This is a genomic window from Pseudomonas sp. GW823-FHT04A03, from assembly GCF_058796615.1.
Window position 1 is genome coordinate 155,147 of record NZ_JBXAIV010000008.1, and the last position, 25,938, is coordinate 181,084.

Below are 25,938 nucleotides of genomic sequence, written 5' to 3' on the forward strand. Positions count from 1 at the left end.
GTCAGTTGGATGGCAGCAGGAACCGCGCAATCACCGGCAAATGATCGGAGATGCGCAACGTATCGTCCTGCCGCACCGTGGCTTCGACCCGTTTGATCTTCGGGCTGTAGAACAGGTAATCGACCGTGCGGTCCGGGCCGTTGAGGCCGGGGTCGTTGGGGTAATGGGTCAGCCATTTGGCGCGGTCGATGCCGCTGGCTTCGTTGTTGGTCGGGATCATCGGATACTTGTCCCACAGCACGTGCAGCGCACTGTCGGCAGAGTACGGCGTGCGCTGCTCGGTGGGCAGGCGCCGGTACTGGCCGAGCGGCAACAGGTTGAAGTCACCCCCGATCAGCCACGGCGTGCCGTGGCTTTCGTGTTTGTCGAGGACCTTGGCCACCGCTGTCACCTGCGCCTGCAAGGTGTCGTCCGGTTGGGTGGCGCGATCCAGATGGGTGTTGAACACCACCAGTTGCCCGCCATCGCTGAGCGGCAGGGTGGTGGCGAGCAGGGCGTTTTTCGGCTGGAACTGACGGCTGATGATGTTCGACGGCTGCACCGGCAATTGCAGGCGCTCGGCGTGTTCGATGCGGTAGCGGCTGAGGGTGGCGAGTTGCCGACCGACGCTGCCGAAGATGTGCGGATCCGGGACGAAATCGGCCTTCCAGTCGAAGGCGTGGGCGCTGCACGGGTAGAGGTCGGTCAGGCGCTCCTGCAACAGCTTGAGCTGGTTCTGATAGTCGCTGGCCTTGGCGCCGTCATCCAGTTCCTGCAACAGCACCACGTCGGGCTGTTCGTCGCGGATCACCCGCGCCACTTCATCGAGGCTGAATGCCATGTCTTCCGGGGTCGGGGCTTCGTCGTCGCCTTGCGCCAGATCATTCCAGAACACGTAGCGCTTGCCGGCCAGGTATTGCACGTTCCAGGTCATGACTTTCAGGGCCTGGCCGGGGACCAGCGTCGGCGCTTGCCCGGTGCAACTGACCGGCAGGGTTTCCCGGGCGTCGGGGCGCCAGGTCAGGCTGTAGATCAGCGTGCCGATCAGGGCCAGGGCGAGCAGTGCGGGCAACAGGATGTAGCGCAGTAGACGGGTCATGGCTCGGCTTATAGCGATACGGAAGTGGTCCCGAGCATACCCGAGACCCATCGATCAGCCCAAGCGCGGCGCAGTCAGACTATTCCGTCACGTTTGTCGGGCAATTCGCTGATCAACATGAACAGGCGGAACAGCACCACGCTGGTGAACAGTTGCAGGAAGCTGTGGCCACTGTCGATCAGCACCGCGATCAATGGATTCTGCGGATCGGGATAGACCTGCAGGGTCAGGCCCTTGAGCAGCCACAACGGCCCCATCACACACAGGATGCACACCAGAATCCGCAGAAAATGCCCACGGCTCAGACGCAGGCTTTCCTTCATCGCCTGCAACGGGCCGTAACCGCGAAGCACCAGCAGATATTCACCGAAGGCCAGAGTGACCATCAGCCACAGCCCCGGCAGGAAATACAGCGACAGCCCGAGCAGGATCAACAGCGTGTTCAGCGCAGTCAGCAGGGCAAAGCGCGGCCACAGGCGAGCGGCCATCGCCAGCAGATCGCGGGTTTGCGGGGATTCGCCGCGGGTGCGGGCATCGAGAAACAGAATCAGCGCGGCGGTGTACAGCGGATAGACCAGCAGGCCGACGATCACGCTGATGGCCGAGTAACCGTCCGGGTCGCTGGCATGGTCGACCACCTGTTGCAGCACGGCTTCGAAAATCACCAGCGGCAGGCACAACTGGACGATCCGGCCCAGATTGCGTTTGAAAAAATACAGGGAGTCGCGCAGCACATCGAAGGCATTCATCAGTCGGTATCGCAGGTCAAAAACAGTGGCCCACTTTAACCGATGATCCGTTTCGCTGCGCAAACGTAAACGTTCGGTAAAGGTCATTGAAACATTCTGTTGCTGCCTCCATTACAGAGGTGCGCCTCCTCCGACGTGGACGAGGGCAACGTTATCCCCGGCAATCTACGAGGTCGCCATGAACAGCGAAGAACAAACCCTGATCGATGGACTGTTTTCCCGGCTGCAACAGGCCGAAACGGAGGCAGCCCCGCGCGACGCACTGGCTGAAGCGCGGATCAAGGAACACCTGACGCGCCAGCCGGCCGCAGGTTATTTCATGACCCAGGCGATTCTGGTGCAGGAGGCTGCCCTCAAGAGCCTCGACGAACAGAACAAACAACTGACTCAACAGGTCAAGCAATTGCAGACCGAACTGCAATCGGCCAAGGCGCAGAGCGCGCCGCCGGCCTCCAGCGGTGGTGGCTTCCTGTCGAGCATCTTTGGTGGCAGCAGCTCGCGCCCGGCACCGGCCCAGAGCGCCCCGGCCTCGACCGGCGGCTGGCGTGAGCCGGCACCACAGCAGAACTTCGGTGCCCCGGCGCCGCAACAGAACTTCGGCGCGCCACCACCGGGTTATGGCCAGCAACAAGCGGCCCCGGCAGCCGGCAGCAGCTTCCTCGGCGGCGCCCTGAAAACGGCGGCCGGTGTGGCCGGTGGCGTGATGCTGGCACAAGGCATCAGCAGCCTGTTCCATCACAACCAGCAGCCGGAAGAAATCGTCGAAGTCATCAAGGAAGAGCCAGCTCAGGTCAACGACCAGAGCAACAACGGCTGGGGCGATGACCAGCGCATGGCCAACAACGACTCCTACGGTAATGATCAGGGCGGCTTTGCTGACACCGACTACAGCGATGACAACTCATCGTTCTTCGATGACGACGATTCCTTCGTCTGATTCACCATTCGTCCGGGGCGCCTGATCGCCCCGGGCCGATTATTCGCGGAACCTTCCTTCGGGCTGGCATACTGAGCGCCTTTTTCGGGCCTGGTGCCTGATCCGGCTCATGCGCGTCAGCGCTCACAGGAACTCCGGTGAAAAAAATCGCAGTGTTCGCCGATGTGCAGAACCTCTACTACACCGTGCGTCAGGCCTATGGTTGCCACTTCAACTACGCGGCACTGTGGGCGGACATCAGCAAGGACGGGCAGATCGTCGAGGCCTACGCCTACGCGATCGACCGGGGCGACAGCAAACAGCAGCAGTTCCAGCAGATCCTGCGCAACCTCGGTTTCACCGTGAAACTCAAACCCTACATCCAGCGCAGCGACGGCTCGGCCAAGGGCGACTGGGACGTGGGCATCACCCTCGACATCATGGACGCCGCCGACCACGTCGACGAAATCGTCCTGGCCTCCGGTGATGGCGACTTCGACATGCTGCTCGAACGCATCATCAACAAACACGGCGTGCAAGCGGTGGCCTACGGCGTTCCCGGCCTGACCGCCAACTCGCTGATCCGCGCCGCCAGCCGTTATGTGCCGATCGAAGGCGCGCTGCTGTTGAAAAATTGAGCGCAAGCTCAAGTATTGATTTGGACGGAGTACCACCCGGTTTGGAACGCATTGCAGTCATCGACTTTGAAACCACCGGCATCTCGCCGAGCAGCAGCTGCCGGGCCACGGAAATCGCCGTGGTCATGCTGGAAAACGGCCGCATCGTCGAGCGTTACCAGAGCCTGATGAACGCCGGCGTCCGCGTCCCGGCCTTCATCGAACAACTCACCGGCATCAGCAACGCCATGCTGCGCACCGCGCCATCGGCCGAGCAAGTGATGAACGAAGTCAACGAATTTGTCGGCTGCACACCGCTGCTGGCGCACAACGCCGCGTTCGACCAGAAGTTCTGGGACTTCGAACTGGGTCGGATCAAACGCACCCGTTTGCAAAATTTCGCCTGCTCGCTGCTATTGGCCCGACGCCTGATGCCGGCGGCGCCGAACCACAAGCTCGGCACGCTCACGACCTTTGCCCAACTGCCGCATACCGGCCAGGCGCACAGGGCGATGGCGGATGCGGAGATGGCGGCGAACCTGATGGCGCATCTGGCGGATGAGTTGCGGCGCAAGCATGGGGTGCGGGAGCTATCGCACGACTTGCTGTGCAAATTGCAGAAAGTGCCGGCCGCCAAAGTTGGCGAGCACCTTCAGCGCTATCGCTGAATACGCGTGAATGATCGTTCCCACGCTCCGCGTGGGAATGCCTCAAGGGACGCTCCGCGTTCCAGCTCTCGAGTGGGACGCAGAGCGTCCCGGGCTGCATTCCCACGCAGAGCGTGGGAACGAGCGGTACGGGAAGGTTACTTACCGTTGCCTTCGATGTGGCCGAGCGGCACCCGCTTCTCTATCGCACTCGACAACACGATCGATGTCTTGCTGAACCCGAATTTCGCCACCCGGTTGATCAGATCCTCCAGCTCCGGCATCGAACCCACCGCGGCCTTCATGATCACGCACGGATCGCCCGTCACACGAAAGCACTCGGTCAGTTGCGGAATTTTCACCAGTTCGTCGTAGACCTTTTGACTGCCGTTCTGGTGGAGGCGCAATTCGATCACGCATTGGATCGGCAAGCCGATTTTCGACAGGTCGATGTTCGCCTGATACCCGGTGATGACTCCGGCCGCCTCGAGTTTGGCTACGCGCTCGGCGACGGCGGGGGCGGAGAGGTTCACTTTGCGGGCGAGGTCGGCGTAGGACGCGCGACCGTTTTCGAGCAGGGCGCTGAGCAGCATGCGGTCGTATTTGTCCAAGGTCGGACTCCTGAAAATGCCAGACTTTCGAAATCGCGGTTTCGGCCGTCGATCTCCGTGTTTTCAAAAGTGTACCGGCGCTATAAACAGGTTTTGTAACTTATTTTTAGCGGTTGGCCTTTCTAGAATAACCCATCCCCTGAGTCTGACTTTCGAGCTGCCCATGTCTGCCTTGCGCCGTTTTTCCCTGCCCTTGATCGCTGCGTTTTTTGCGTTGTATGTGATTTGGGGATCGACCTATCTGGTGATCCGCATCGGCGTCGAATATTGGCCGCCGCTGATGCTCGGCGGCGTGCGCTTCGTGATCGCTGGCACCCTGATGTACGCCTTCCTGCGCTGGCGCGGGGCACCGGCGCCAACCTGGGCGCAGTGGAAAGCGGCGGGGATCATCGGGATTCTGCTGCTCAGTTTCGGCAACGGCGCGGTGACGCTGGCCGAGCACAGTGGCGTGGCCTCGGGTGTCGCTGCGCTGGCGGTGGCAACGGTGCCGCTGTTCACTTTGCTCTGCGGCTATTTCTGGGGCGCGCGCAACACCCGTCTGGAATGGGCCGGGGTGGCGATGGGGATTATCGGCATCGCGATGCTCAACATGGGCTCCAACCTGCAATCGAGCCCGCTGGGCGCGGCGTTGCTGATCTTTGCGGCGGCGAGTTGGGCGTTCGGTTCGGTGTGGAGCAAGCACCTGCCGTTGCCTCAGGGCGCCATGGCCAGTGCCGTGGAAATGCTGGTGGGCGGCGTGGTGCTGTTGATCGGCAGCGCGGCCAGCGATGAACACCTGCAAGCCATGCCGCCGCTGGAAGGCTGGCTGGCGCTGGCGTACCTGATCTTCTTCGGCTCGATCATCGCTTTCAACGCTTACATGTATCTGTTGAAAAACGTTCGCCCGGCAGCGGCCACCAGTTATGCCTATGTGAACCCGGCGGTGGCGGTGTTGTTGGGGATCGTGTTTGTCGGCGAGACCATCGGGATCGAAGAGGCGCTGGCGATGCTGGTGATCATTGGTGCAGTGGTGCTGATCGGTCTGCCGCAGTGGCGGCGCCCACGGCAGCTGCCGGTGGTCAGCGAGCCGGCTGCCCCAACGACGGCCATAGCGACGGAGCAGCGTGGGAATTAGGGTAAACTGCGCGTCATCGCATACTTGTTTTGCACAACCGCTCTGATTTTTCCTACGGTACTCCCATGACTTTCGCCACCCTTGGCCTGATCGAACCCTTGCTGCGCTCTCTCGAGAAGCTCGGCTACCAGACCCCGACGCCGGTGCAGGCGCAAGCCATTCCGGCCGTGCTGGCCGGTCGTGACCTGATGGCTGCGGCCCAGACCGGCACCGGCAAGACCGCCGGTTTTGCCTTGCCGCTGTTGCAACTGTTGGCGATGGAAGGGCCGAAAGTCACCGCCAACTCCGTGCGTGCGTTGATTCTGGTGCCGACCCGCGAGCTGGCCGAGCAAGTCCACGAAGCCGTGCGCCAGTACGCTGAAAACCTGCCGCTGCGCACTTACGCGGTGTACGGCGGCGTCAGCATCAACCCGCAGATGATGAAGCTGCGCGGCGGCGTCGATCTGCTGGTCGCGACCCCGGGCCGTCTGCTCGACCTGTTCCGCCAGAACGCGCTGAAGTTCAATCAGCTGCAAACCCTGGTGCTGGACGAAGCCGACCGTATGCTCGACCTGGGCTTTTCCGAAGAGCTGGCGAACATTTACCGCGCGCTGCCGAAGAAACGTCAGACGCTGCTGTTCTCCGCGACCTTCTCCGATGACATCCGCCTGCTGGCCGGGCAGATGCTCAACGATCCGCAGAGCATCGAAGTCAGCCCGCGCAACGTTGCCGCCAACACCGTCAAGCAGTGGGTGGTGACAGTGGACAAGAAGCGCAAGCCGGAACTGTTCGTGCACCTGATGCGCAAGAACAAATGGAAGCAGGTGCTGGTGTTCGCCAAGACCCGTAATGGTGTGGACGCGCTGGTCGAGAAGCTCCAGGGCCTGGGCGTGAACGCCGACGGCATCCACGGCGACAAGCCGCAAGCGACCCGGCAGCGGGCGCTGGACCGTTTCAAGCTGAGCGAAGTGCAGATTCTGGTGGCGACCGATGTGGCGGCCCGTGGTCTGGATATCGAAGACCTGCCATTGGTGGTCAACTTTGACCTGCCGATCGTCGCTGAGGATTACATTCACCGTATCGGCCGGACTGGCCGCGCGGGTTCGACCGGTGAGGCGATCTCGCTGGTGTGCGCCGATGAAGTGAACATGTTGTCGGCGATTGAAATGCTGACCCGCAGCACGTTGAAGCGTGAGGTTGAGCCGGACTTCGTGCCGGAGCACCGCGTGCCGGACACCGATGCCAGCGGGCAGGTGATCAAGAAGCCGAAGAAACCGAAGAAGCCGAAAGCTTCCGGTGGTGGCGGTGGCAAGCGCAATCTGGGCAAGTGGGTGGACAGCGGCGAGACTCAGGCGCCGGAGCCTTCGATCAAGCCTGTTCGTAAAGTGCCGGTGTTTAATACCGGGCCGCGCAAGCGTAAGCCTTAAGCGTCAGACAGGGTCGTTCCCGCGCAATGCGGGAACGATCAGTTACGCTGTTTCAACCAGTCCAGCATTCCAGCTCCGGCCGCCCGGCCACTGGCAAAACACCCCGTCAGCAGATACCCGCCCGTCGGCGCTTCCCAATCCAGCATTTCCCCCGCACAAAACACCCCCGGCAACGCCTTGAGCATCATCCGCTCATCCATCGCCTCGAACGTCACGCCACCGGCACTGCTGATTGCTTCATCCAGCGGACGGGTTTTCACCAGCTTCAGCGGCAAAGCCTTGATCGCCTTGGCCAGCAACGCCGGATCAGCAAACGTCGCTGCATCAGTGAGTTCACGCAGCAACGCCGCTTTCACCCCATCAATCCCGATCTGACTGTGCAGATGCTTGGCCATCGAGCGCGAACCCCGTGGTTTGCTCAACGCCGCCTGCAATTTATCCACAGGCCGGCCGGGCAGCAGGTCGATGTGAATGGTCGCTGCACCGTGCACATTGATCGCCTCACGAATCGGCGCCGACAGCGCGTAGATCAGGCTGCCCTCGATGCCGGTCGCGGTAATCACGCATTCACCCAGACGCGGAACATCGTCGTTCAAACCGATGGCGATATTTTTCAGCGGCGCGCCGGCGAATTTGCTGACCATCACTTCGCTCCAGGCCTGCACCTCGAAGCCGCAATTGCTTGGCTGCAAGGGTGCCAGTCCTACGCCGCGTTGCTCCAGTGGCAGCATCCACGCGCCGTCGGAACCCAGTCTCGACCAACTGCCGCCTCCAAGGGCGAGCAGGGTGGCGTCGGGGTTGAGGGTTTTCTCGCCTTCCGGGCTGTCGATGCGCAGCGCGCCGCTTTCATCCCAGCCGAGCCAGCGGTGGCGGGTGTGGATAACTACGCCGCTGTCGCGCAGGCGCTTGAGCCAGGCGCGCAGCAACGGCGCGGCTTTCATGTCGGTGGGGAACACCCGGCCGGAGCTGCCGATGAAGGTTTCGATGCCCAGTTCGTGAATCCACCGGCACAGAGCATCGGCGTCGAACGCGCGCAGCAGCGGGGCGATGTTCGGGGCGCGTTCGGCGTAGCGCGACAGGAACTCCGGGTAGGCTTCGGAGTGAGTGATGTTCATGCCGCCGACCCCGGCGAGCAGGAACTTGCGGCCGACCGAGGGCATGCCGTCGTACAGATCGACGCGGACTCCGGCCTGGCTCAGCACTTCGGCGGCCATCAGGCCGGCGGGGCCACCGCCGATGATGGCGACGTGAGCGGGAAGGGCGGCAGAAGTCTGGGTCATGGCAGCGGCAATAGCGTGGCGGAATAAGCCGCGCATTCTAGCAGCAGCGGCCATCGTCAGGCCTGATCAAAAAACAACCAGCGCGCTGCAGGCCATGTTCAGCGTGGGCTGTAGTCCCTTTCGCTCAGGTTATCCACAGGCCGTTCCACAGCCATTGTGGGTAACGCAGCACAACTCAATGACAACCGGATGACTGCCAGACGCGCTGCGCACTGTGATGCAGGATCCCGTGGCGGCGGGCGAGGGCGTGGCGATCCTTGCTGTAACCGCCGCCGATCACCCCGACCACCGGGATGTCGCGACCCAGGCAGTGGCGCATCACGCTTTCATCGCGGGCGGCGACACCTTCGTCGGTCAGTTGCAGATAACCGAGGGCGTCGTCCTTGTGCACGTCGACGCCGGCGTCGTAGAGCACCAGATCCGGCTGATACAGCGGCAGCAGATAGTTGAGCGCGTCATCGACCACTTTCAGGTAATCGGCGTCGCCCATGCCGTTGGGCAGCGGAATGTCCCAGTCGCTTTCGGCCTTGCGTGCAGGAAAGTTCTTTTCGCAGTGCAGGGAAACGGTGATCGCTTCCGGGGTGTTGTGCAGAATCCGTGCAGTGCCGTCGCCCTGATGCACGTCGCAGTCGAAGATCAGCACCCGGTTCACCCGGCCGCTTTGCAGCAGGTAGTGGCTGATGATCGCCAGGTCATTGAAGATGCAGAACCCGGCGGGGTAATCGTAATGGGCGTGATGGGTGCCGCCGGCGAGGTGGCAGGCCAGGCCATGCTCCAGGGCTTTTTCCGCTGCCAGAATCGAGCCGCCGACCGCCCGCACGGTGCGTCGGGCCAGGGCTTCATTCCACGGCAGACCCAGGCGCCGCTGGTCTTCGCGGGACAACTCGCCGCTCATGTAGCGTTCGATATAACCGCGGTCATGGGCCAGGGCGAGAATGTCGGCAGGGCACAGTTCAGGGCGCAGCAGGTCTTCGTCGCGGGTCAGGCCGCTGTCCACCAGGTGATCGCGCAGCAGGCGGAACTTGTCCATGGGAAAGCGGTGATCCGCCGGAAATTCCGGGCTGTAGTCTTCGTGGTAGATCAGCGGCAACGGCATGGTGGACTATTCATAAAGGCTGCAGGAAAGAGTGCAAAGCCTAACAGCGATGTAGACTGACGGCATCAAGCGGAGGGGCGGGATGGAACCGATACTGGAGCTGGAAAGCGCAAGGCTGCTGATGCGCCAATGGCAGGACGAGGATTTGCCGGCGTTCGCGGCCATGTGCGCCGACCCGCAGGTGATGCGCTACTTCCCCGCGCCCTTGAGCCGGCTGGAAAGCGCCGCGCTGATCGGTCGGGTGCGCGGACATTTCGCCGAGCACGGTTACGGCCTGTGGGCGCTGGAGCGCAAGGACAGCGGCGAGTTCATCGGTTTTACCGGGCTCGGCGTGGTCGGCTTCGATGCGCCGTTCACACCGGCGGTGGAAATCGGCTGGCGGCTGGCCAAGGAACACTGGGGCCTCGGTTATGCCAGCGAAGCGGCCTGGACCGCATTGCGTTGCGGCTTTGACCGGGTGGCGCTGAATGAAGTGGTGTCGTTCACCAGCGAGACCAATCTGCCGTCGCAGAAAGTCATGCAGGCGATCGGCATGCACCACGCCCCGCAGGATGATTTCGACCACCCGCGTCTCGCGGACGGTCACCCGTTACGGCGACATGTGTTGTACCGCATCACGAGGGAGCAGTGGCTGGAAACCTTGCATGGATAAGCAGGCGCGGACGTTTACAATGGCCGGCACCCTGGGGGCGCCGGCCAGAACCTGAATCCCCCGCCGCAGCCAAGACTGCGCGGCATAGCTTTGTGTGAGGAGAGTCTGAATGAGCCAAGTGTTGGAAGATCTGGTGGATCTGCTGACCCTCGAACCGATCGAGGAGAACCTGTTCCGTGGTCGCAGCCAGGATCTGGGCTTTCGCCAGTTGTTCGGCGGCCAGGTGCTCGGCCAGTCGCTGTCGGCGGCCAGTCAGACCGTTGAAGAAGCGCGCCATGTGCATTCGATGCACGGTTATTTCCTGCGTCCGGGCGATGCCAAGTTGCCGGTGGTCTACTCGGTTGACCGCGTGCGTGACGGCGGCAGTTTCAGTACCCGCCGCGTGACCGCGATCCAGAAGGGCCACCCGATTTTCACCTGCAGCGCTTCGTTCCAGTACGACGAAGAAGGCTTCGAGCACCAGAGCCAGATGCCGCAAGTGGTCGGCCCGGAAAACCTGCCGTCGGAGCTGGAACTGACCCAGCAACGCGCGCACCTGATCCCGGAACACATGCGCGAAAAGCTGCTGTGCCCGAAGCCGATTGAAGTGCGTCCGGTCACTGAAAAAGACCCGTACAACCCGCAACCGGCGGATCCGGTCAAGTACGTGTGGTTCCGTGCCGACGGCGCGTTGGCCGACATCCCGGCGCTGCACAAATACCTGCTGGCCTACGCCTCGGACTTCGGTCTGCTGACCACCTCGATGCTGCCGCACGGCAAATCGGTCTGGCAGAAAGACATGCAGGTCGCCAGCCTCGACCACGCGTTGTGGTTCCACAACGACCTGCGTGCCGATGACTGGTTGCTCTACGCCATGGATAGCCCATGGGCCGGCAACTCGCGCGGGTTCTCCCGTGGCAGCGTGTTCAACCGCGCCGGGCAACTGGTGGCGTCGGTGACCCAGGAAGGCCTGATCCGTCATCGCAAGGACTGGGCATGAGTCTGGCGTATGTGCGGCACTGGGTGTTCGACATGGACGGCACCCTGACCGTGGCCGTGCACGACTTCGCGGCGATTCGCGTGGCGCTGTCGATCCCGCCGGAGGACGACATCCTCACCCACCTCGCGGCGTTACCCGCCGAGGAAGCGGCGGCGAAACATGCGTGGCTGCTGGAACATGAGCGGGATCTGGCGCTCGGCTCGACCCCGGCGGTCGGCGCGGTGGAGCTGGTGCGCGACCTGCACGCCCGGGGTTATCGCCTCGGCATCCTGACCCGCAATGCGCGGGAGTTGGCCCATGTGACGCTGGAGGCCATCGGCCTGGCCGACTGCTTCGCGGTGGAGGATGTGCTGGGTCGCGATGAAGCACAGCCAAAACCGCATCCGGGTGGCCTGCTGAAACTGGCCGAGGCCTGGCAAGTGCCGGCGAGCGAGATGGTGATGGTCGGAGATTACCGGTTTGATCTTGATTGCGGTCGGGCGGCGGGCAGCCACACGGTGCTGGTGAACCTGCCGGACAATCCGTGGCCGGAGCTGACCGACTGGCATGCGAAGGATTGTGTGGAGTTGCGGCGAATGCTTTTCGCCTAAAAAAACGGGGGCTTCGGCCCCCGTCTTTTATTGTTCGAATAGTGCTTTCTGGCCTTCCGGCGAGGTCAGCATGCCGTCGCCGTTATGCCCGACGCCGGGCACTTCGATCAGGCGCTGATTCACCCCTTCAGGGTGACGACGCAGCAAGTAACCGAAAAACAGCTTCCCGCGCTCCAGTCGATAAGCCCCTTGGGCTTTGGCGGCGCAGCTCTTGTCCAGCGCCGGGTGTTGCGGGTCGGTGTCCTGCTGGCCCAGCAGATAAATCACCTCGCGTTTGACGTAACGGCCTTCAAGCTGCGCGGGCGATTGCCCACCCGAGTAGATCGGCGGATCCACCAGACCGTACTTCCAGCGGTTGAAACCCGGGCACTTGGCATGATCGAAGGCCACCGGGCGTTGCTCATTGAAGTAGGCGTAGGACGACGGGTTAGCGACCACGTAACGCAAGCGAATGCCCTCGGTCTTGAGCGCCGGTTGTTCCTGGGCCAGCAGCGCATAACGCTGTACCACCTGAGCGCCGCCGGAGTGGCCGAAGATCACGATCTGCTTCACGTCCGGAAACTGCTTGCGATCGCTCAGCCTTCCGACGATTTCGTCCAGTGCGGCGTAGGAACTCAGCGGGTTCGGCCCTGTGGATAACCCGCCGCCCATCCAGTCGTTGCCTTGCCAGCGCAACACGCTGGCGGGCAGCGAGTAGAGCGACACATCGCTTTCGTTGAGAAACTGCGGGGCGATCACCAGGGTGTTGGCGGTTTGCCCGGCCAGTTCCGCCGCGACTTCGCCGCTTTTGCGATAGGTCTCGGCATTGCGCAGACGGCCATGAATGACGATCAGCACGCGCTCGATTTTCGCCGGCGCCGGGCCGATGCCCACCGCCATTTCGCCGGCCTGCAATTGCAGGCGCCCGGGACTGATTGCGTCGACGCCGGCCGCTTGGGCGGTGCCGCCGATGAACAGTAAAGCCAACAGCCATTTATGCATTTACAGGTTTTTCGCCGCAAAGGTATCGCACTGGCCGACCTGGCCCTGGGCGAATCCGGTTTTGAACCAGCGCACCCTTTGCGCCGACGTACCGTGGGTAAACGAGTCCGGCACCACACGGCCCTGACCCTGTTGTTGCAGGCGATCATCACCGATGGCGTTCGCTGCGTTCAAGGCTTCTTCGATGTCGCCCGGTTCCAGCCAGTTCAGACGCTTCTGCGCGTTGTAGGCCCAGACTCCGGCCAGACAATCGGCTTGCAGTTCCTGACGCACCAGCAGACCGCCATCACCTTCCATCTGCCGGCCTTGCTGGCGGGCTGTCTGAATTTTCGCCGAGACGCCGAGAAGCGTCTGCACATGGTGTCCGACTTCGTGAGCGATCACGTAGGCCTGGGCAAAGTCGCCCGCAGCCTTGAAGCGCTGGGCCATTTCCTGGAAAAACGCCATGTCCAGATAGACCTTCTGGTCTGCCGGGCAATAGAACGGACCGGTGGCCGAGGTCGCCAGACCGCAGGCGGAATTGACCCGGTTGCTGAACAGCACCAGGGTCGGATCCTTATATTGCCGGCCGGCCTGCTGGAAGATCGCGCCCCAGGTGTCTTCGGTGTCGCCGAGGATCGAGCGCACGAATTCGGCCTGTTCATCGTTGGCCGGCGGTGCCTGACGGGTTTGCGAAGTCGGTGCGACTTGCTGTGTGCCTTGGCCGGTGAGCTGGCCGAGGATCTGCAGCGGGTCCTGCCCGGTGATCCAGCCGATACCGACAATCAGCAGGATCGCCCCGAGGCTGAGTCCCTTGCCGCCGCCGAAACGCATGCCGCCACCACCACCCGTGTCATCGCCACGGGCATCGACGACGTTGTCACTGCGTCGGCCTTTTTTCCATAGCATGTGGGAATCCTCTGTTTGATCGTGGTGATGAGTGTTGCTGGTGTGTGAGTGTGGCGCCAGTCCGGTCGTCCGTCTATTCGCACACACGCACAAAGGCCCGGCCTCGGGGTGACGAGGTCGGGCCTGTTATTGACGAGCGCGGGCGCCGGGAATTCAATCCGCCGGCGGATTTCTTTCGTCGGGTCAGGTGTCAGCGGTCGAAGGCATCCCACACCGGCGCGAAGTCCGGGCTGACCTGACGTTCGCGCTTGGACAACGCGGCGATCAAAGTACGGTCCTCATCGTCCAGTTCGACATTCAGTGAGGCCAGGTTGGCCAGTTGATTGATCTTGCTGCTGGCCTTGGGAATCGCCGCGACGTTGTCCTGATCCAGCAGCCATTTCAGCGCGACCTGGGTCGGCAGCACACCGTGTTTTTCAGCGATCTGCTGAATCTGTGGAATCTCCGATACCTTGTTGCGTGCCAGCGGTGTGTAGGCCGTCAGCGCCAGATCGTGTTGACGGGCGTAGTCGAGCAGAGCGTTTTGTCCGAGCAGGACGTGGTATTCGACCTGAATGGCTGACAGAGGAATACCGTATTCCTCGACGACTTTGCGCAGCAGCGGCAGCGGAAAATTCGCCACGCCGATGTTGCGAGCCAGCCCCTGTTCCTTGAACGATGCGAGGGTTTCAAGGGTGCGGGGCAAGTCCCAGTCGGTGGTCGGCCAATGGATCATGAACAGGTCGACGTACTCGCTGCGCAACGCCTTGAGGCTGCGCTCCAGCGAGTGACGCATGGCGTCCGGTTGCAACTGGTCCCACCAGACCTTGGTGGTGACGTGGATCTGCTCGCGGGGTGTCGGCGTATTCGCCAGCGCCTGTCCGACTGCGTCTTCGTTGTTGTAGGCGGCTGCCGTGTCGATGTGCCGGTAACCGAGTTCCAGGGCTTGCTCTACGGCGCGAGTGCATTCGTCGCCGAGCATCGGCCAGGTGCCGAGGCCGAGTTTTGGCAGGTTCAGTCCTTGTCTGTTAACGATGTGCTGCATGGTCGATCTCCTGTTCGAAAGCCGTGACGCCCGCCATGTGCCGGGCTGCGATGTAACCGAAAGTCAGCGCCGGGCCGAGGTTGATCCCGCCCGCCGGATAATGCCCGCCCATGATGCTGGCCATGTCGCCACCGGCGGCGTAGAGCCCGGCGATGGGCCGGTCTTCGGCGTCGAGCACTTGCGCGTGCGGGTTGACCTTGAGCCCGGCGAAGGTGCCGAAGCAGCCCGGCTGAACCTTCACCGCGTAGAACGGGCCTTGTTCGATAGGCGCCACGCACGGATTGGGCTGTTGCGCGGGATCGCCCTGTTTGCGGTTGTACGGGGTCGAGCCGCGACCGAACAGCGGGTCTTCGCCGTGCCGGGCATGGTAGTTGTAGTCATGGAGAGTGGCGCGTAAGCCGTTCGGATCGATGCCGCATGCAGTGGCCAATTCCTCAAGGGTATTGCCGGTTTTCAGATAGCCGCTGCGGATAAAACCTGACACCGGAACCGGAAACGGCCGCGATATGCCGAGCCCGTAACGTCGCTGGAACGCGCGGGTGCAGATCAGCCAGGACGCGACCTCTTCGCCTTCGGGGGCGGCGGCGACCATGGCGCTGACGTAGTCGTAATAGCCGTTGGCTTCGTTGACGAAGCGCTGGCCGTTGCGCAGTACACCGATGACGCCCGGTTTGCCGCGTTCGATGATGTGTGGGAAATGGCCGATGCTGCCGTCGGAATGTGGCACTTGCGAGACCGGGGCCCAGGCCACGGGCGAGGCCACATCGGTGTTGACCCGGCCCCCAGCGGTTTCGCCCAGTCGCAGACCGTCGCCATTGACTGCCAGCGGAGGCAGCGCCCAATGCTCATGACCAGTGGGCGTGCGAGGGAACAACGCTGTGCGCCGCTCGATGTCGTTGGCAAACCCGCCGGCCGCGAGCACCACGGCTTTGCGGGCATGGACAGTGACCGGGCCTTTTGCGGTGTTTACGCGAGCGCCGGTGATGCGTGATTCGTCGCGCAGCAGTTCGGTTACCGGCGCCGATTCCCACAGCAGTACGCCGAGGTCTTCGGCGGATTTCGCCAGCCGCGCCACCAGCGCCACGCCGTTAACCAGTTGCATCGCCCGGCCATGCAACGCCAGGTCCAGCAGATGGCGAGTGAAACGCCGGGTCACGTGCCAGGCCGCCGACAACGAGCGGGTCAGATTGAGAAACGCCGACAGATCCGCGCCGGCCATGATCGGCATGCCCATGAACGATGTTTCGCGCATGGTTGTACGAAGACGCTTGAGCAGGCGCCCGACCTTTCGTCCGTCATAGGGGGCGGCAATCACCGAGCGTCCACCGGTGCCGGCGCCCGGTGTTTCACCGTGGATGTCGGCGATGGCGTTGCCGTCGGCGAATTGCAGGGCGGTGTGTTTTTCGAAGAACGCCACCATGCGCGGGCCGGCCTCAAGGAAGGCGTCGATCATGGCCGGGTCGTAGTGCTCGCCGAGTTCGTGGTGCAGATAGGTGCGCGGCAGTTCCACGTCTTCCACGATCCCGGCGCGCCGGGCCAGCGGATTGCACGGCACCCACGCCCAGCCGCCGGACCACGCGGTGGCGCCGCCCAACACCGGATCCTTTTCCACCACGATGACCTTCAAACCATGCCAGGCGGCGGTGACGGCGGCCGACAAACCGGCGGCGCCGGAGCCGACCACCAGAACGTCGCAGTCGATATCAGGAAGGGCAGGCATCAGCAAGGGCTCCAGTAATCAATTGTTTTTAGAATCATGTTCCAGAAAATAACCAGTGCGGGCGAAGCATATCAACCGACTGACGCGCAAAGTGGGCGGTTATCGGACGCCAGGTTCCAGATTTCGCATTCCTCGGGATGTCTTCTAGAATCGGCGAAATTTCACCGAGAGCGCACCATGGCCGGCAGTCAAATCGAACGGGTTTTCAGCGTGCTGGAAAGCCTCACCAGTGATCCGCGCGGGCTGCCGATGCAGACTCTGGCCGAGCAACTGGACATTCCGAAGAGCGCGACGCACCGCCTGCTCGCCGAGCTGATCCGCCTGGGTTACGTGCGGCAGAACCCGGAGACGTTGCGCTATCACCTGTCAACCAAACTGGTTGCGATGGGCTTCCAGTACCTGTCGAGCAGCGGTGCCGACATCGTGCAGCCGGTGCTCGATCGGCTGGCCCAGGAAACCGGTGAGCTGGTGCGCCTTGGGGTGATCGACGGCGAGCGCCAGACCTGGATCGCCAAGGCCCAGGGCGCGCGCACCGGCCTGCGTTACGACCCGGACATGGGCCGCGATGCGCCGCTGTTCTACACCGCGTCGGGCCATGCGTGGCTGGCGTGCATGAGCGACGCCGAGGCGTTATCGCTGGTCGAGCGCCAGGGCGCGGAGGTGCCGGCGGATATCGGGCCCAACGCGCCGCGCTCCAATATTGAACTGCTCGAACGCCTGCGCGTGGCTAGGGAACAGGGCTATGCCTGTGTGGAAGAAAGCTCGGCGGTCGGCACTTCGGCGATTGCTGCCGTGGTGAAACATCCCGCCGATGGACGGGTGATCGGCGTGCTCAGCATCGCCGGGCCAAGCGCCCGGATGCCGGGGGCGCGATTGCATGAACTGGCGCCGCTGTTGCTGACGTTTACCGAGGAATTGTCGGCGGCCAGCCTGGCCTCGGAGTTGTTCGTTTAAGCAAAGCTGTGCGCTGTTCGCCCACTTTTCAGTCGGGCGGGTGTGAGAATATGGAACCGGGTTCTAAATTGTTGATGGAGTGAGTTTTCCCACAACAATCACAAGAGGATCGCACCTTGAACCCGCCCCTTCGAATCGCCTTGATCGGCGCCGGCAACATGGGCCAGCAACATTACCGGCACCTGAAAAATCTCGCTGAGGCCACGTTATGCGCCGTGGCCGATCCCGGCCCTCAGGCACCGGCCCTGGCAGCGGAGTGGGGTGTGGCGCATTTCGCCGATCACCGTCAGATGCTGGAGCAGAACCGGCCAGACGCAGTGATCGTCGCCAATCCGAATAATCAGCACGTCAGCACTGCACTGGATTGCCTGGCGGCTGGTGTTCCGGTGTTGCTGGAAAAACCGGTGGGCGTAAACCTGGATGAAGCGCGGGAACTGGTGGCAGCGGTGAAGCGCAGCGGCGTGCCGGTGCTGGTTGGTCATCATCGGCGGCACAATCCGTTGATCGTGCGGGCCCATGAACTGGTCAAGGGCGGAGCGTTGGGACGGCTGACGCTGGTGACTGCGTTGTTCCAGCTGCGCAAGCCTGACCAGTATTTCGAAACGGCGTGGCGGCGCGAAGCAGGTGCCGGAATGTTGCTGACCAATCTGATCCACGACCTCGATCTGCTGCGTCACCTGTGCGGCGAAGTGCGTTCGGTGCAGGCGATCACCGACCGTTCGGTGCGCGGTTTTGCCAATGAAGACAGCGCGGCGATCCTGCTGCAATTCGACGGCGGAGCGCTGGGCAGCCTGACCGGTTCCGATGCGGTGGCGGCGCCGTGGAGCTGGGAGTTGAACTCCGGGGAGAACCCGGTCTATCCGCGTCAGGCCGATCAGCCTTGTTACTTGCTGGCGGGAACAGCCGGGGCCTTGAGCATTCCGCAACTCAAGCGCTGGCATTACAGCGCCGAGCAGGTGGACGCCGGTTGGCATGAGCCGTTGCTGTCGGTCGACGAACCGTTCACGCCTGACGAAGCCCTGCGATTGCAGTTGCAGCATTTCGTCCGCGTCGCACGACGGGAGGTTGAACCGCTGGTGAGTGCCACCGACGCTGCCCGCACCCTGGCACTGGTCGAGGCCATCCGTGAAGCAGCGGCCAGCGGTCGCGCCACCGAACCTGCGCAGATCGAGGCCTGAACATGAACGAACGAATTCTGTCCCTGGCCAGCCTGACCGTGCTGGAGCTGTCGCCACCCGAGATGGTCGAGGTCGCCGCCCGTGCCGGTTACAGCCATGTCGGCCTGCGTCTGGAGCCGGCGACGCCCGAGGAATATCACTTCCCGTTGGTAGCCGATGGCGGTTTGCGGCGTCAGACACTCGCGCGTTTGCGTGATACCGGAGTCGGCGTGCTCGACGTGGAAATCCTGCGTTTGAAACCGCAGACAGTGGTCGCGGATTTCGAGAAGCTGCTCAGCATCGGCGCGGAGTTCGGTGCCAGTGAATTGCTGGTCGCCGGTAACGATCCCGACGAGCAGCGGCTCACCGATAATTTCGCAGCACTCTGCGATCTGGCGGCGCCCTACGGTTTGCACCCGCATCTGGAGTTCATGCCGTGGACCGATGCGCGCAATCTCGAACAGGCGTTGCGCATCGTCGACAACGCCGGGCGCGAAAACGGGGCGGTGCTGGTCGATGCGTTTCACTTCGACCGTTCCGGATCGCGGCTGGAAGATCTGGACGGTGTGCCAGCCTCACGGCTGCGCTATGCACAGTTGTGCGATGTTGCCGGGCCGAGGCCGACGGACATGGCCGAGATCTTGCGTCAGGCCCGCAACGAACGACGGTTTCCCGGCGAGGGCGATTGTGACTTGAGCGGCTTGTTGCGCAGTCTTCCGGCTAACCTTCCCCTGAGTCTGGAAATTCCCACGGTCAAATTGCTGGAGCAAGGCGTGAGTGGTTTGCAGCGTGCGCAAATGGCGATCGACCGGACACGGGAATTGTTGGCCCGGCTTTAAGTCTGCTTCAAGGGGCGAGGGCGCACGCGTCCTCGTCACCGTTTATTTTTCATTCAGAGAGAGCCAATGACCGTCAGCACTCCGCTTTCCGGCGTCAACCAACCCTTCAAGGGGATCTTGCTGATTGTCGTGGCAACCTTCCTGTTCTCCAGTCACGACGCGCTGTCGAAATACCTTTCGGGTTTTTATCCGATCGTCATGGTGGTGTGGGCGCGGTATCTGGTGCACACGCTGCTGATGGCGGGGATTTTCCTGCCGCAGTCCGGGCTGCGCGTGCTGCGCACCAAACGTCCGTTGTGGCAGTTGGCGCGGGCGTTGTGCCTGTTGGGCACCAGCCTGTTTTTCACCACGGCGTTGCTGTACATCCCGCTGGCCGAGGCCACGGCGGTCAACTTTCTTGCGCCGGTGCTGGTGACGGCGCTGTCGGTGCCGTTGCTCAAGGAACGGGTGACGCGCGGTCAATGGATCGCGGTGGTGTGCGGGTTCATCGGTGTGCTGATCATCGTCCATCCGGGCGGTGACTTGTTCACCCCGGCGATTCTCTTGCCGTTCTGCTCGGCGCTGTTTTTCTGCTTCTATCAGTTGCTCACCCGCAAGCTCGCGGAAATCGACAGCCCGACCACCAGCAACTTTTTCGCCGGGTTGTGCAACACGCTGGTGATGAGTGCGCTGGTGCCGTTCTTCTGGCAGGTGCCGAGCCTGGGGCATGCGTTGTTGATGCTGGCGCTGGGCAGTTGCGGAATGACCGCGCACCTGTTTCTGACCCAGGCGTTCCGTCATGCCGCGCCGGCGTTGCTGGCGCCGTTCGGTTATTGCCAGATCGTGTTCGCGGGGTTGTTGGGCTGGTTGCTGTTTGCTCACACGCCGACCCTGATGACGGTGATCGGGATCGCGGTGATCTGTTGCAGCGGGCTGGCGGCAGCGTGGCAGCAGAGCCGGCGCTGAAAGCAAAACCGGCCTGGAATCAGGCCGGTCGATGCAGGACGGCTTCTCAGTATTGAAGGGCTACTCGGTGACGGTAGGAATCTTGCGCGGTGCCATGAAGTACATCCAGGTCAGCGCAATGAAGTACATCGCCGGGATCAGGGTGAACAGCACGGTGTAGTTGTTGTTGGTGACGGTCAGGATGTGGCCGACGATCTGGGTCATGAACATCCCGCCGATCGCCGCGCACATGCCGCCGAAACCGAACACCGTGCTCATCATGTGCTTGGGCGTGTAGTCCATCACCAGGCTCCAGATGTTGGCGGTCCAGGCCTGATGCGCGCCGATGGCCAGGGAGATGGCGGCAACCGCGATCCACAGGTTGGCGGAGCCGGCGGCCATGACCACGCCGATGATGCAGCAGGCGAACAGGAACATCGACAGCAGCCGTGCCTTGATCGAGTTCATGCCGCGACCGATCAGGAACGAAGAGAGAATCCCGCCGCCCACGCTGCCGAAGTCGGCGGTGACGTAGATGATGATCAGCGGAATGCCCATCTGGGTGACGTTGATGCCCAGGTTGTATTGCTGATTGAGAAACGGCGGCAGCCAGTACAGGTAGAACCAGAACACCGGCGCAGTCAGCGAGTAGGCGAGGGCGAAGGCCCAGGTGCCGCGCATCCGCAGGATTTTCGAGAACGGCACGCGGGCCTGTTCCGGTTCGACTTCTTTCTGGATGTATTCCAGCTCCGACTGTTTAACGCTCGGGTGATCTTCCGGGTTGAAATACTTCAGGCCCCAGAACAGCAGCCAGATCCCGCCCAGTGCCGACATGCACAGGAACGCGGCCTGCCAGCCCCACACGTGAAGGATCAGCGGCAGCAGCATCGGGGTGAACATCGCGCCGACGTTGGTGCCGGCGTTGAAGATGCCGGTGGCCACGGCGCGCTCGCCGGCCGGGAACCACAGGCGTGTGGTTTTCACGCAGGCTGGATAGTTGGCCGCTTCGGTGAGGCCGAGGATGAACCGGCAGACCATGAAGCCCACCGCCGAGGTCGCCAGGCCGTGGGCGCCGGTGGCCAGGCTCCAGAGCAGCACCGCGCAGAAGAACACGCGCTTGACGCCGACCCGGTCGATCAGCCGCCCTTGCAGCACGAAGCCGATCGCGTAGCCGACCTGAAACCAGAAGTTGATGTTGGCGTAGTCCATCGCCGTCCAGCTCATTTCCTTGGCGAGGATCGGCTGCATGACGCCGAGGGCGGCGCGGTCGATGTAGTTCAGGGTGGTGGCGAAAAACACCAGCGCCAGCATGCCCCAACGGGTCTTGCCGACGGCCATGGCGCCGCGGATCTTGTCGCCGATGCCACCCGTGGCAGTGCTCATGGCCGGAGCCATGCGGGAAGTCTGTGAAGGAATCATGTGTTCCACCCGTTTTTGGATTTGTTATTTGGTGTGCTTTTTTTGTGCACGCTGCGACCGGTGGTTCAGTTCCGGACTCAAGGTGAGAGGGATGTTGGGCAGTGGACGAAAAATCGTCAATTCGCCAAACCGGCATTGTGTTCGATAATCGCACGCAAAACTAACCGGGTAGTACACTTTAAATTGCTCAATGATAAACCGGGACCAATAATTCGCTCACCCTATAAAAGCGGCGCAATTTTCGTAGCCGACGTCTCCACCGGGAGTTGAAACATGCAGCGATCCATTGCCACCGTTTCCTTGAGCGGAACCCTGCCGGAAAAACTCGAAGCCATTGCCGCCGCCGGGTTCGACGGGGTGGAGATTTTCGAGAACGACCTTCTGTATTACGACGGCAGCCCCCGGGAAATCCGGCAGATGTGCGCCGATCTCGGGATCGCCATCACGCTGTTCCAGCCGTTCCGCGATTTCGAAGGCTGCCGCCGCGATCGTCTGGAGCGCAATCTTGAGCGGGCCGAACGCAAGTTCGATCTGATGCAGGAACTGGGCACCGACCTGGTGCTGGTCTGCAGCAACGCTTCCCCCGACAGTATCGGCGAGCAACAGATCCTAATAGACGATCTGCGTCTGCTGGCCGAACACGCCGGCGCCCGTGGCTTGCGCATCGGTTATGAAGCGCTGGCCTGGGGCCGTCACGTCAATACTTATCAACAGGTCTGGGACATCGTGCGTCAGGCCGATCACCCGGCCCTCGGCGTGTTGCTCGACAGCTTCCATACCTTGTCGCTCAAGGGCGATCCACGGGCGATTGCCGAGATTCCCGGCGACAAGATTTTCTTTGTGCAGATGGCCGACGCGCCGATCCTGGCGATGGACGTGCTGGAGTGGAGCCGGCATTTCCGCTGCTTCCCGGGGCAGGGCGAATTCGATCTGCCGGGTTTCCTCGCGCCGATCATTCAGAGTGGCTACACCGGGCCGCTGTCGCTGGAAATCTTCAACGACGGCTTCCGTGCCGCGCCGCCTCGGGCCAATGCGGCGGACGGTTTGCGTTCGCTGCTGTACCTGGAGGAGAAAACCCGCCAGCGTCTGGAGCAGGAAATCCGCCCTGTGGATAACCGCGAAATCCTCTTCGAGACGCCGAAGGCCAGCGAATACAACGGCATCGAGTTTCTGGAGTTCGCCGTGGATGAAAGCCTCGGCGCCAAGCTGTCGAACTGGCTGGAACGGCTGGGTTTCGTCAAGGCCGGCCAGCATCGCTCCAAGAGCGTCAGCTTGTTGCGTCAGGGCGATATCAACCTGATCCTCAACTCTGAACCCTATTCGTTCGGCCACAGCTTTTTTGAGGCCCACGGCCCGTCGCTGTGCGCCACCGCCGTGCGGGTCAAGGACAGCGCCAGTGCGCTGGCCCGCGCCGTCGCCTATAAAGGTCAGCCGTATCGCGGACTGGTCGGCCCCAACGAGCTGGAGCTGGCGGCGGTGCGTGCGCCGGACGGCAGCCTGATTTATCTGGTGGATCAGGAGGCGGACGTCTACGGCACCGATTTCAATCTGCTGCCGGACGCTGTGGCGCGCGGCGGCCTCAAGCGCATCGATCACATGGCCATGGCGCTGCCGGCGGACAGCCTCGACAGTTGGGTGCTGTTCTACAAGAGCCTGCTGGACTTCGAGGCCGACGATGAAGTGGTCCTACCCGACCCGTACGGTCTGGTGAAGAGTCGCGCGCTGCGTAGCCGCGACAGTTCGATCCGTCTGCCGCTGAACATTTCCGAGAACCGCAACACCGCGATCTCACACGCGCTGTCGAGTTATCGCGGCTCCGGGGTGCATCACATCGCCTTCGATTGCGACGATATCTTCGCCGAAGTCAGCCGGGCGAAAGAGGCGGGCGTGCCGCTGCTGGACATCCCGCTGAATTATTACGACGATCTGGCGGCGCGCTTCGATTTCGATGACGAATTCCTCAGCGAGCTGGCGTACTACAACGTGCTGTACGACCGCGATGCGCAGGGCGGCGAGTTGTTCCACGTCTACACCGAGCCGTTCGAAGGACGCTTCTTCTTCGAGATCATCCAGCGCAAGAACGGTTACGCCGGTTATGGCGCGGCCAACGTCGCGGTGCGGCTGGCGGCGATGGCCAAATCACGCAGTGGCGCGGTTCGCCAGGCCAAGTTGTAGGAAATTCGTAAACGCGGGATTAAACACGGGTCTCGCGGCTTCCTTCACTGGGGCGCGCGGCCCATAATCGCCAGCCTGTGCAGTGATGGCCGTGAGCCCGCAATGACGATGACTTCAGAACTTTCCGCAGCCCCCGATCTACCAGCGGTAGAGCCGCGCAAAAGTCGCAAGAACAACCCGGAAAAGACCCGCGAGAATATCCTGCAGGAGGCGATCGTCGAGTTCGTCCAGCAGGGTCTGTCCGGTGCTCGCGTCGACGCGATCGCCGAGCGCATCCACACCTCCAAGCGCATGATCTATTACTACTTCGGCAGCAAGGAGCAGTTGTACGTCGAGGTGCTGGAGAAGCTCTACGGCGATATCCGCAGCACCGAAAACCGTCTGCACCTGGCCGAATTGCCGCCGGTGGAAGCGATCCGGCGTCTGGTGGAGTTCACATTCGATCACCACGATCGCAACGTCGATTTCGTGCGGATCGTCAGCATCGAAAACATCCACAACGCCGAGTACGTGAAGCGTTCCGACGCGATCAAGGCGATGAACAACACCATCCTCGATTCCCTGGGCGAGATTCTGCGTCGCGGTGCTGAAGAAGGGGTGTTCCGCGCCGGGCTCGACGCGCTGGACGTGCATCTGCTGATCAGTTCGTTCTGCTTCTATCGCGTGTCGAACCGCCACACGTTCGGTGAGATCTTTCAGATCGACCTGCCGGACGAAAGCATCAAGCAGCGTCATCGCGAGATGATTTGCGAGTCGGTGCTGCGTTACCTGCAGGCGTGACCGAAGTCGAGGGGGCGTCGCCCCCTCACGGTTTTATCCATTCATGCTTTGAAAATGCGCGAGCATTCGCTGCGCATCCGGCACCTTGCCGCTGAACAGCTCAAACGCCTTCACTGCCTGAAATACCGCCATGTTGCCGCCATCCAGGGTTCGGCAACCCTGGGCGCGGGCGTTGCGCAGCAGTTCGGTTTCCAGCGGGAAATATACGATCTCCGCTACCCACAACTCGGGTCGCAGCAATTCCGTCGGCACGGGCATGCCTGGCAATTTGGCCATGCCCATCGGCGTGGTGTTTACCAAGCCATCGGCCTGACTCAGTGTGCTCGCCAGATCATGCCCGGCAATCGCCCGGCCAGCGCCGAAATGCTGGTTGAGGTTGTTGGCCAGGCTTTCGGCGCGCTCCACGTCCACATCAAAAATGCTCAGTTGCTGGACGCCTTCGCTCAACAATGCGTGGGCTACTGCCGCGCCTGCGCCACCGGCGCCCATCTGGACCACACATTCGCGGGCGACGTCTGGCAGGCCGCGACGAAAACCTTCGGCGAAACCCAGGCAATCGGTGTTGTGGCCGACGCGTTTGCCGTCCTTCAGCACCACCGTGTTCACGGCGCCGATGCCTCGGGCTTCCGCGGACAGCTCATCGAGCAGCGGGATGATTGCCTGCTTGCACGGGAAGGTGATGTTCAGGCCGGTGTAATTCATTCGTTCGGCGGCCAACAACAGGTCGGGCAGGGCGTTGCTGTCCAGTTGCAGTTGATCGAGGTCGATCAGCCGGTACAGGTAACGCAGGCCCTGTTCGTCACCTTCGTGTTCATGCAGCGCCGGGGTGCGGGAGGCCTGGATGCCGGCGCCGATCAGCCCGGCGAGTATCACGTTGTTGCGGTTCATGCGGATCACCCCTTCAGCCGCTGGCTGAAATGTTCCAGAGCCAGTCGATAACCGTGGCTGCCGAAGCCGCACATCACGGCCGTGGCGATGGCCGAGACGAACGAGTGGTGACGGAACGGCTCGCGGGCGTGGACGTTGGACAGGTGCACTTCGATCACCGGCAATTCGCTGGCGACCAATGCGTCGCGGATCGCGACCGAGGTGTGAGTCCAGGCGGCCGGGTTGATCACGATGCCGGCGCAGCGCTGGCGGGCGCCGTGAATCCAGTCGAGCAGTTCGCCTTCGTGATTGGTCTGGCGAAACTCCACGGCCAGGCCGAACTCTTCGGCGGCGCGCCCGCACAGGGCTGAGATGTCGGCCAGGGTTTCGTGACCGTAGGTCGCCGGTTCACGGGTGCCGAGCAGGTTCAGGTTCGGGCCGTTGAGCACCAGAACGATAGGGGGCATGGGGGCAA

Annotated in this window: 26 protein-coding genes; 14 read left to right on the plus strand and 12 right to left on the minus strand. The window is 62.4% G+C overall.

The features are described from left to right. Position 1 precedes the first annotated feature (1 nt). On the minus strand, positions 2-1,078 hold the full coding sequence (locus AC1Q9F_RS20415; RefSeq protein WP_492620754.1) for an endonuclease/exonuclease/phosphatase family protein: 1,077 nt from the start codon (positions 1,076-1,078) through the stop codon (positions 2-4). Positions 1,079-1,152: 74 nt separating this feature from the next. Then, the gene (locus tag AC1Q9F_RS20420) at positions 1,153-1,827 is read right to left on the minus strand and encodes a YciC family protein (protein WP_007958726.1); all 675 of its coding nucleotides are present in this window, start codon (positions 1,825-1,827) and stop codon (positions 1,153-1,155) included. A gap of 178 nt (positions 1,828-2,005) precedes the next feature. Here AC1Q9F_RS20420 and AC1Q9F_RS20425 point away from each other — a divergent pair, with 178 nt between their 5' ends. The 3 genes from AC1Q9F_RS20425 to AC1Q9F_RS20435 all read left to right on the plus strand — a co-directional run bounded on the left by AC1Q9F_RS20425 (position 2,006) and on the right by AC1Q9F_RS20435 (position 4,028). Beyond that, positions 2,006-2,764: a DUF2076 domain-containing protein gene (locus tag AC1Q9F_RS20425; protein WP_492620753.1), complete on the plus strand. Its 759-nt coding sequence runs from the start codon at positions 2,006-2,008 to the stop codon at positions 2,762-2,764. 137 nt (positions 2,765-2,901) lie between these two features. Next, positions 2,902-3,381 carry a LabA-like NYN domain-containing protein gene (locus tag AC1Q9F_RS20430; RefSeq protein WP_003228475.1) on the plus strand — a complete coding sequence of 160 codons (480 nt, stop codon included), beginning with the start codon at positions 2,902-2,904 and terminating at the stop codon, positions 3,379-3,381. A 41-nt stretch (positions 3,382-3,422) separates the two neighbouring features. Beyond that, positions 3,423-4,028, plus strand: a complete 606-nt coding sequence (locus AC1Q9F_RS20435; protein ID WP_179693646.1) for a 3'-5' exonuclease — start codon at positions 3,423-3,425, stop codon at positions 4,026-4,028. 137 nt (positions 4,029-4,165) lie between these two features. On the opposite strand, the gene AC1Q9F_RS20440 is transcribed toward AC1Q9F_RS20435, so the two are convergent. Beyond that, positions 4,166-4,618, minus strand: a complete 453-nt coding sequence (locus AC1Q9F_RS20440; RefSeq protein ID WP_179693647.1) for an Lrp/AsnC family transcriptional regulator — start codon at positions 4,616-4,618, stop codon at positions 4,166-4,168. A gap of 163 nt (positions 4,619-4,781) precedes the next feature. Between AC1Q9F_RS20440 and yedA the strand changes: the two genes are divergently transcribed. Further along, a complete protein-coding gene (gene yedA / locus AC1Q9F_RS20445; RefSeq protein WP_492620752.1) occupies positions 4,782-5,732 on the plus strand; it encodes a drug/metabolite exporter YedA in 951 nt (316 codons plus the stop codon). Between the two features lie 65 nt (positions 5,733-5,797). Further along, on the plus strand, positions 5,798-7,138 hold the full coding sequence (gene rhlE1 / locus AC1Q9F_RS20450; RefSeq protein WP_007958742.1) for an RNA helicase RhlE1: 1,341 nt from the start codon (positions 5,798-5,800) through the stop codon (positions 7,136-7,138). 38 nt (positions 7,139-7,176) lie between these two features. On the opposite strand, the gene AC1Q9F_RS20455 is transcribed toward rhlE1, so the two are convergent. Next, positions 7,177-8,418: a TIGR03862 family flavoprotein gene (locus tag AC1Q9F_RS20455; RefSeq protein WP_492620751.1), complete on the minus strand. Its 1,242-nt coding sequence runs from the start codon at positions 8,416-8,418 to the stop codon at positions 7,177-7,179. Positions 8,419-8,593: 175 nt separating this feature from the next. After that, on the minus strand, positions 8,594-9,514 hold the full coding sequence (locus tag AC1Q9F_RS20460) for a histone deacetylase family protein (protein WP_007958746.1): 921 nt from the start codon (positions 9,512-9,514) through the stop codon (positions 8,594-8,596). 82 nt (positions 9,515-9,596) lie between these two features. Here AC1Q9F_RS20460 and AC1Q9F_RS20465 point away from each other — a divergent pair, with 82 nt between their 5' ends. The 3 genes from AC1Q9F_RS20465 (at position 9,597) to AC1Q9F_RS20475 (ending at position 11,735) form a co-directional block, all read left to right on the plus strand. Continuing rightward, positions 9,597-10,166: a GNAT family N-acetyltransferase gene (locus tag AC1Q9F_RS20465; RefSeq protein WP_085608734.1), complete on the plus strand. Its 570-nt coding sequence runs from the start codon at positions 9,597-9,599 to the stop codon at positions 10,164-10,166. Positions 10,167-10,275: 109 nt separating this feature from the next. Further along, a complete protein-coding gene (tesB, locus tag AC1Q9F_RS20470) occupies positions 10,276-11,145 on the plus strand; it encodes an acyl-CoA thioesterase II (RefSeq protein WP_007958750.1) in 870 nt (289 codons plus the stop codon). Continuing rightward, positions 11,142-11,735 carry an HAD family hydrolase gene (locus AC1Q9F_RS20475; RefSeq protein ID WP_492620750.1) on the plus strand — a complete coding sequence of 198 codons (594 nt, stop codon included), beginning with the start codon at positions 11,142-11,144 and terminating at the stop codon, positions 11,733-11,735. The genes tesB and AC1Q9F_RS20475 overlap by 4 nt, the downstream gene beginning before the upstream one ends. A gap of 27 nt (positions 11,736-11,762) precedes the next feature. Here AC1Q9F_RS20475 and AC1Q9F_RS20480 read toward each other — a convergent pair whose 3' ends face one another. The 4 genes from AC1Q9F_RS20480 to AC1Q9F_RS20495 form a co-directional block, all read right to left on the minus strand. Next, positions 11,763-12,716, minus strand: coding sequence for an alpha/beta fold hydrolase (locus AC1Q9F_RS20480; RefSeq protein WP_127800050.1), 954 nt, complete (start codon positions 12,714-12,716; stop codon positions 11,763-11,765). Beyond that, complete coding sequence (gene ypfJ, locus AC1Q9F_RS20485; protein WP_492620749.1) at positions 12,717-13,604, minus strand: KPN_02809 family neutral zinc metallopeptidase; 888 nt, start codon at positions 13,602-13,604, stop codon at positions 12,717-12,719. Positions 13,605-13,794: 190 nt separating this feature from the next. Continuing rightward, the gene (locus AC1Q9F_RS20490) at positions 13,795-14,628 is read right to left on the minus strand and encodes an aldo/keto reductase (RefSeq protein ID WP_492620748.1); all 834 of its coding nucleotides are present in this window, start codon (positions 14,626-14,628) and stop codon (positions 13,795-13,797) included. Then, positions 14,612-16,348 carry an FAD-dependent oxidoreductase gene (locus AC1Q9F_RS20495; protein WP_492620747.1) on the minus strand — a complete coding sequence of 579 codons (1,737 nt, stop codon included), beginning with the start codon at positions 16,346-16,348 and terminating at the stop codon, positions 14,612-14,614. Before AC1Q9F_RS20495 ends, AC1Q9F_RS20490 begins: the two co-directional genes overlap by 17 nt. A 177-nt stretch (positions 16,349-16,525) precedes the next feature. Here AC1Q9F_RS20495 and AC1Q9F_RS20500 point away from each other — a divergent pair, with 177 nt between their 5' ends. The 4 genes from AC1Q9F_RS20500 to AC1Q9F_RS20515 all read left to right on the plus strand — a co-directional run bounded on the left by AC1Q9F_RS20500 (position 16,526) and on the right by AC1Q9F_RS20515 (position 20,243). Further along, a complete protein-coding gene (locus tag AC1Q9F_RS20500) occupies positions 16,526-17,302 on the plus strand; it encodes an IclR family transcriptional regulator (protein WP_011336050.1) in 777 nt (258 codons plus the stop codon). 116 nt (positions 17,303-17,418) lie between these two features. Next, positions 17,419-18,480: a Gfo/Idh/MocA family protein gene (locus AC1Q9F_RS20505; protein ID WP_492620746.1), complete on the plus strand. Its 1,062-nt coding sequence runs from the start codon at positions 17,419-17,421 to the stop codon at positions 18,478-18,480. Positions 18,481-18,482: 2 nt separating this feature from the next. Continuing rightward, complete coding sequence (locus AC1Q9F_RS20510; protein ID WP_492620745.1) at positions 18,483-19,298, plus strand: sugar phosphate isomerase/epimerase family protein; 816 nt, start codon at positions 18,483-18,485, stop codon at positions 19,296-19,298. 66 nt (positions 19,299-19,364) lie between these two features. Continuing rightward, positions 19,365-20,243 (plus strand): DMT family transporter, encoded by an 879-nt coding sequence (locus AC1Q9F_RS20515; protein WP_007958785.1) that lies wholly within the window; start codon positions 19,365-19,367, stop codon positions 20,241-20,243. Positions 20,244-20,303: 60 nt separating this feature from the next. Here AC1Q9F_RS20515 and AC1Q9F_RS20520 read toward each other — a convergent pair whose 3' ends face one another. Then, positions 20,304-21,641, minus strand: coding sequence for an MFS transporter (locus AC1Q9F_RS20520; RefSeq protein WP_007958787.1), 1,338 nt, complete (start codon positions 21,639-21,641; stop codon positions 20,304-20,306). A gap of 273 nt (positions 21,642-21,914) precedes the next feature. Between AC1Q9F_RS20520 and quiC the strand changes: the two genes are divergently transcribed. Further along, a complete protein-coding gene (gene quiC / locus AC1Q9F_RS20525) occupies positions 21,915-23,816 on the plus strand; it encodes a 3-dehydroshikimate dehydratase QuiC (protein WP_492620744.1) in 1,902 nt (633 codons plus the stop codon). Between the two features lie 102 nt (positions 23,817-23,918). Then, positions 23,919-24,596: a TetR/AcrR family transcriptional regulator gene (locus tag AC1Q9F_RS20530; RefSeq protein ID WP_492620743.1), complete on the plus strand. Its 678-nt coding sequence runs from the start codon at positions 23,919-23,921 to the stop codon at positions 24,594-24,596. Positions 24,597-24,629: 33 nt separating this feature from the next. On the opposite strand, the gene AC1Q9F_RS20535 is transcribed toward AC1Q9F_RS20530, so the two are convergent. Together AC1Q9F_RS20535 and aroQ are read right to left on the minus strand one after the other, a co-directional pair. Beyond that, positions 24,630-25,484 carry a shikimate dehydrogenase gene (locus tag AC1Q9F_RS20535; protein WP_492620742.1) on the minus strand — a complete coding sequence of 285 codons (855 nt, stop codon included), beginning with the start codon at positions 25,482-25,484 and terminating at the stop codon, positions 24,630-24,632. Positions 25,485-25,489: 5 nt separating this feature from the next. Further along, complete coding sequence (gene aroQ, locus AC1Q9F_RS20540) at positions 25,490-25,930, minus strand: type II 3-dehydroquinate dehydratase (RefSeq protein WP_011336043.1); 441 nt, start codon at positions 25,928-25,930, stop codon at positions 25,490-25,492. Positions 25,931-25,938: the final 8 nt, after the last annotated feature.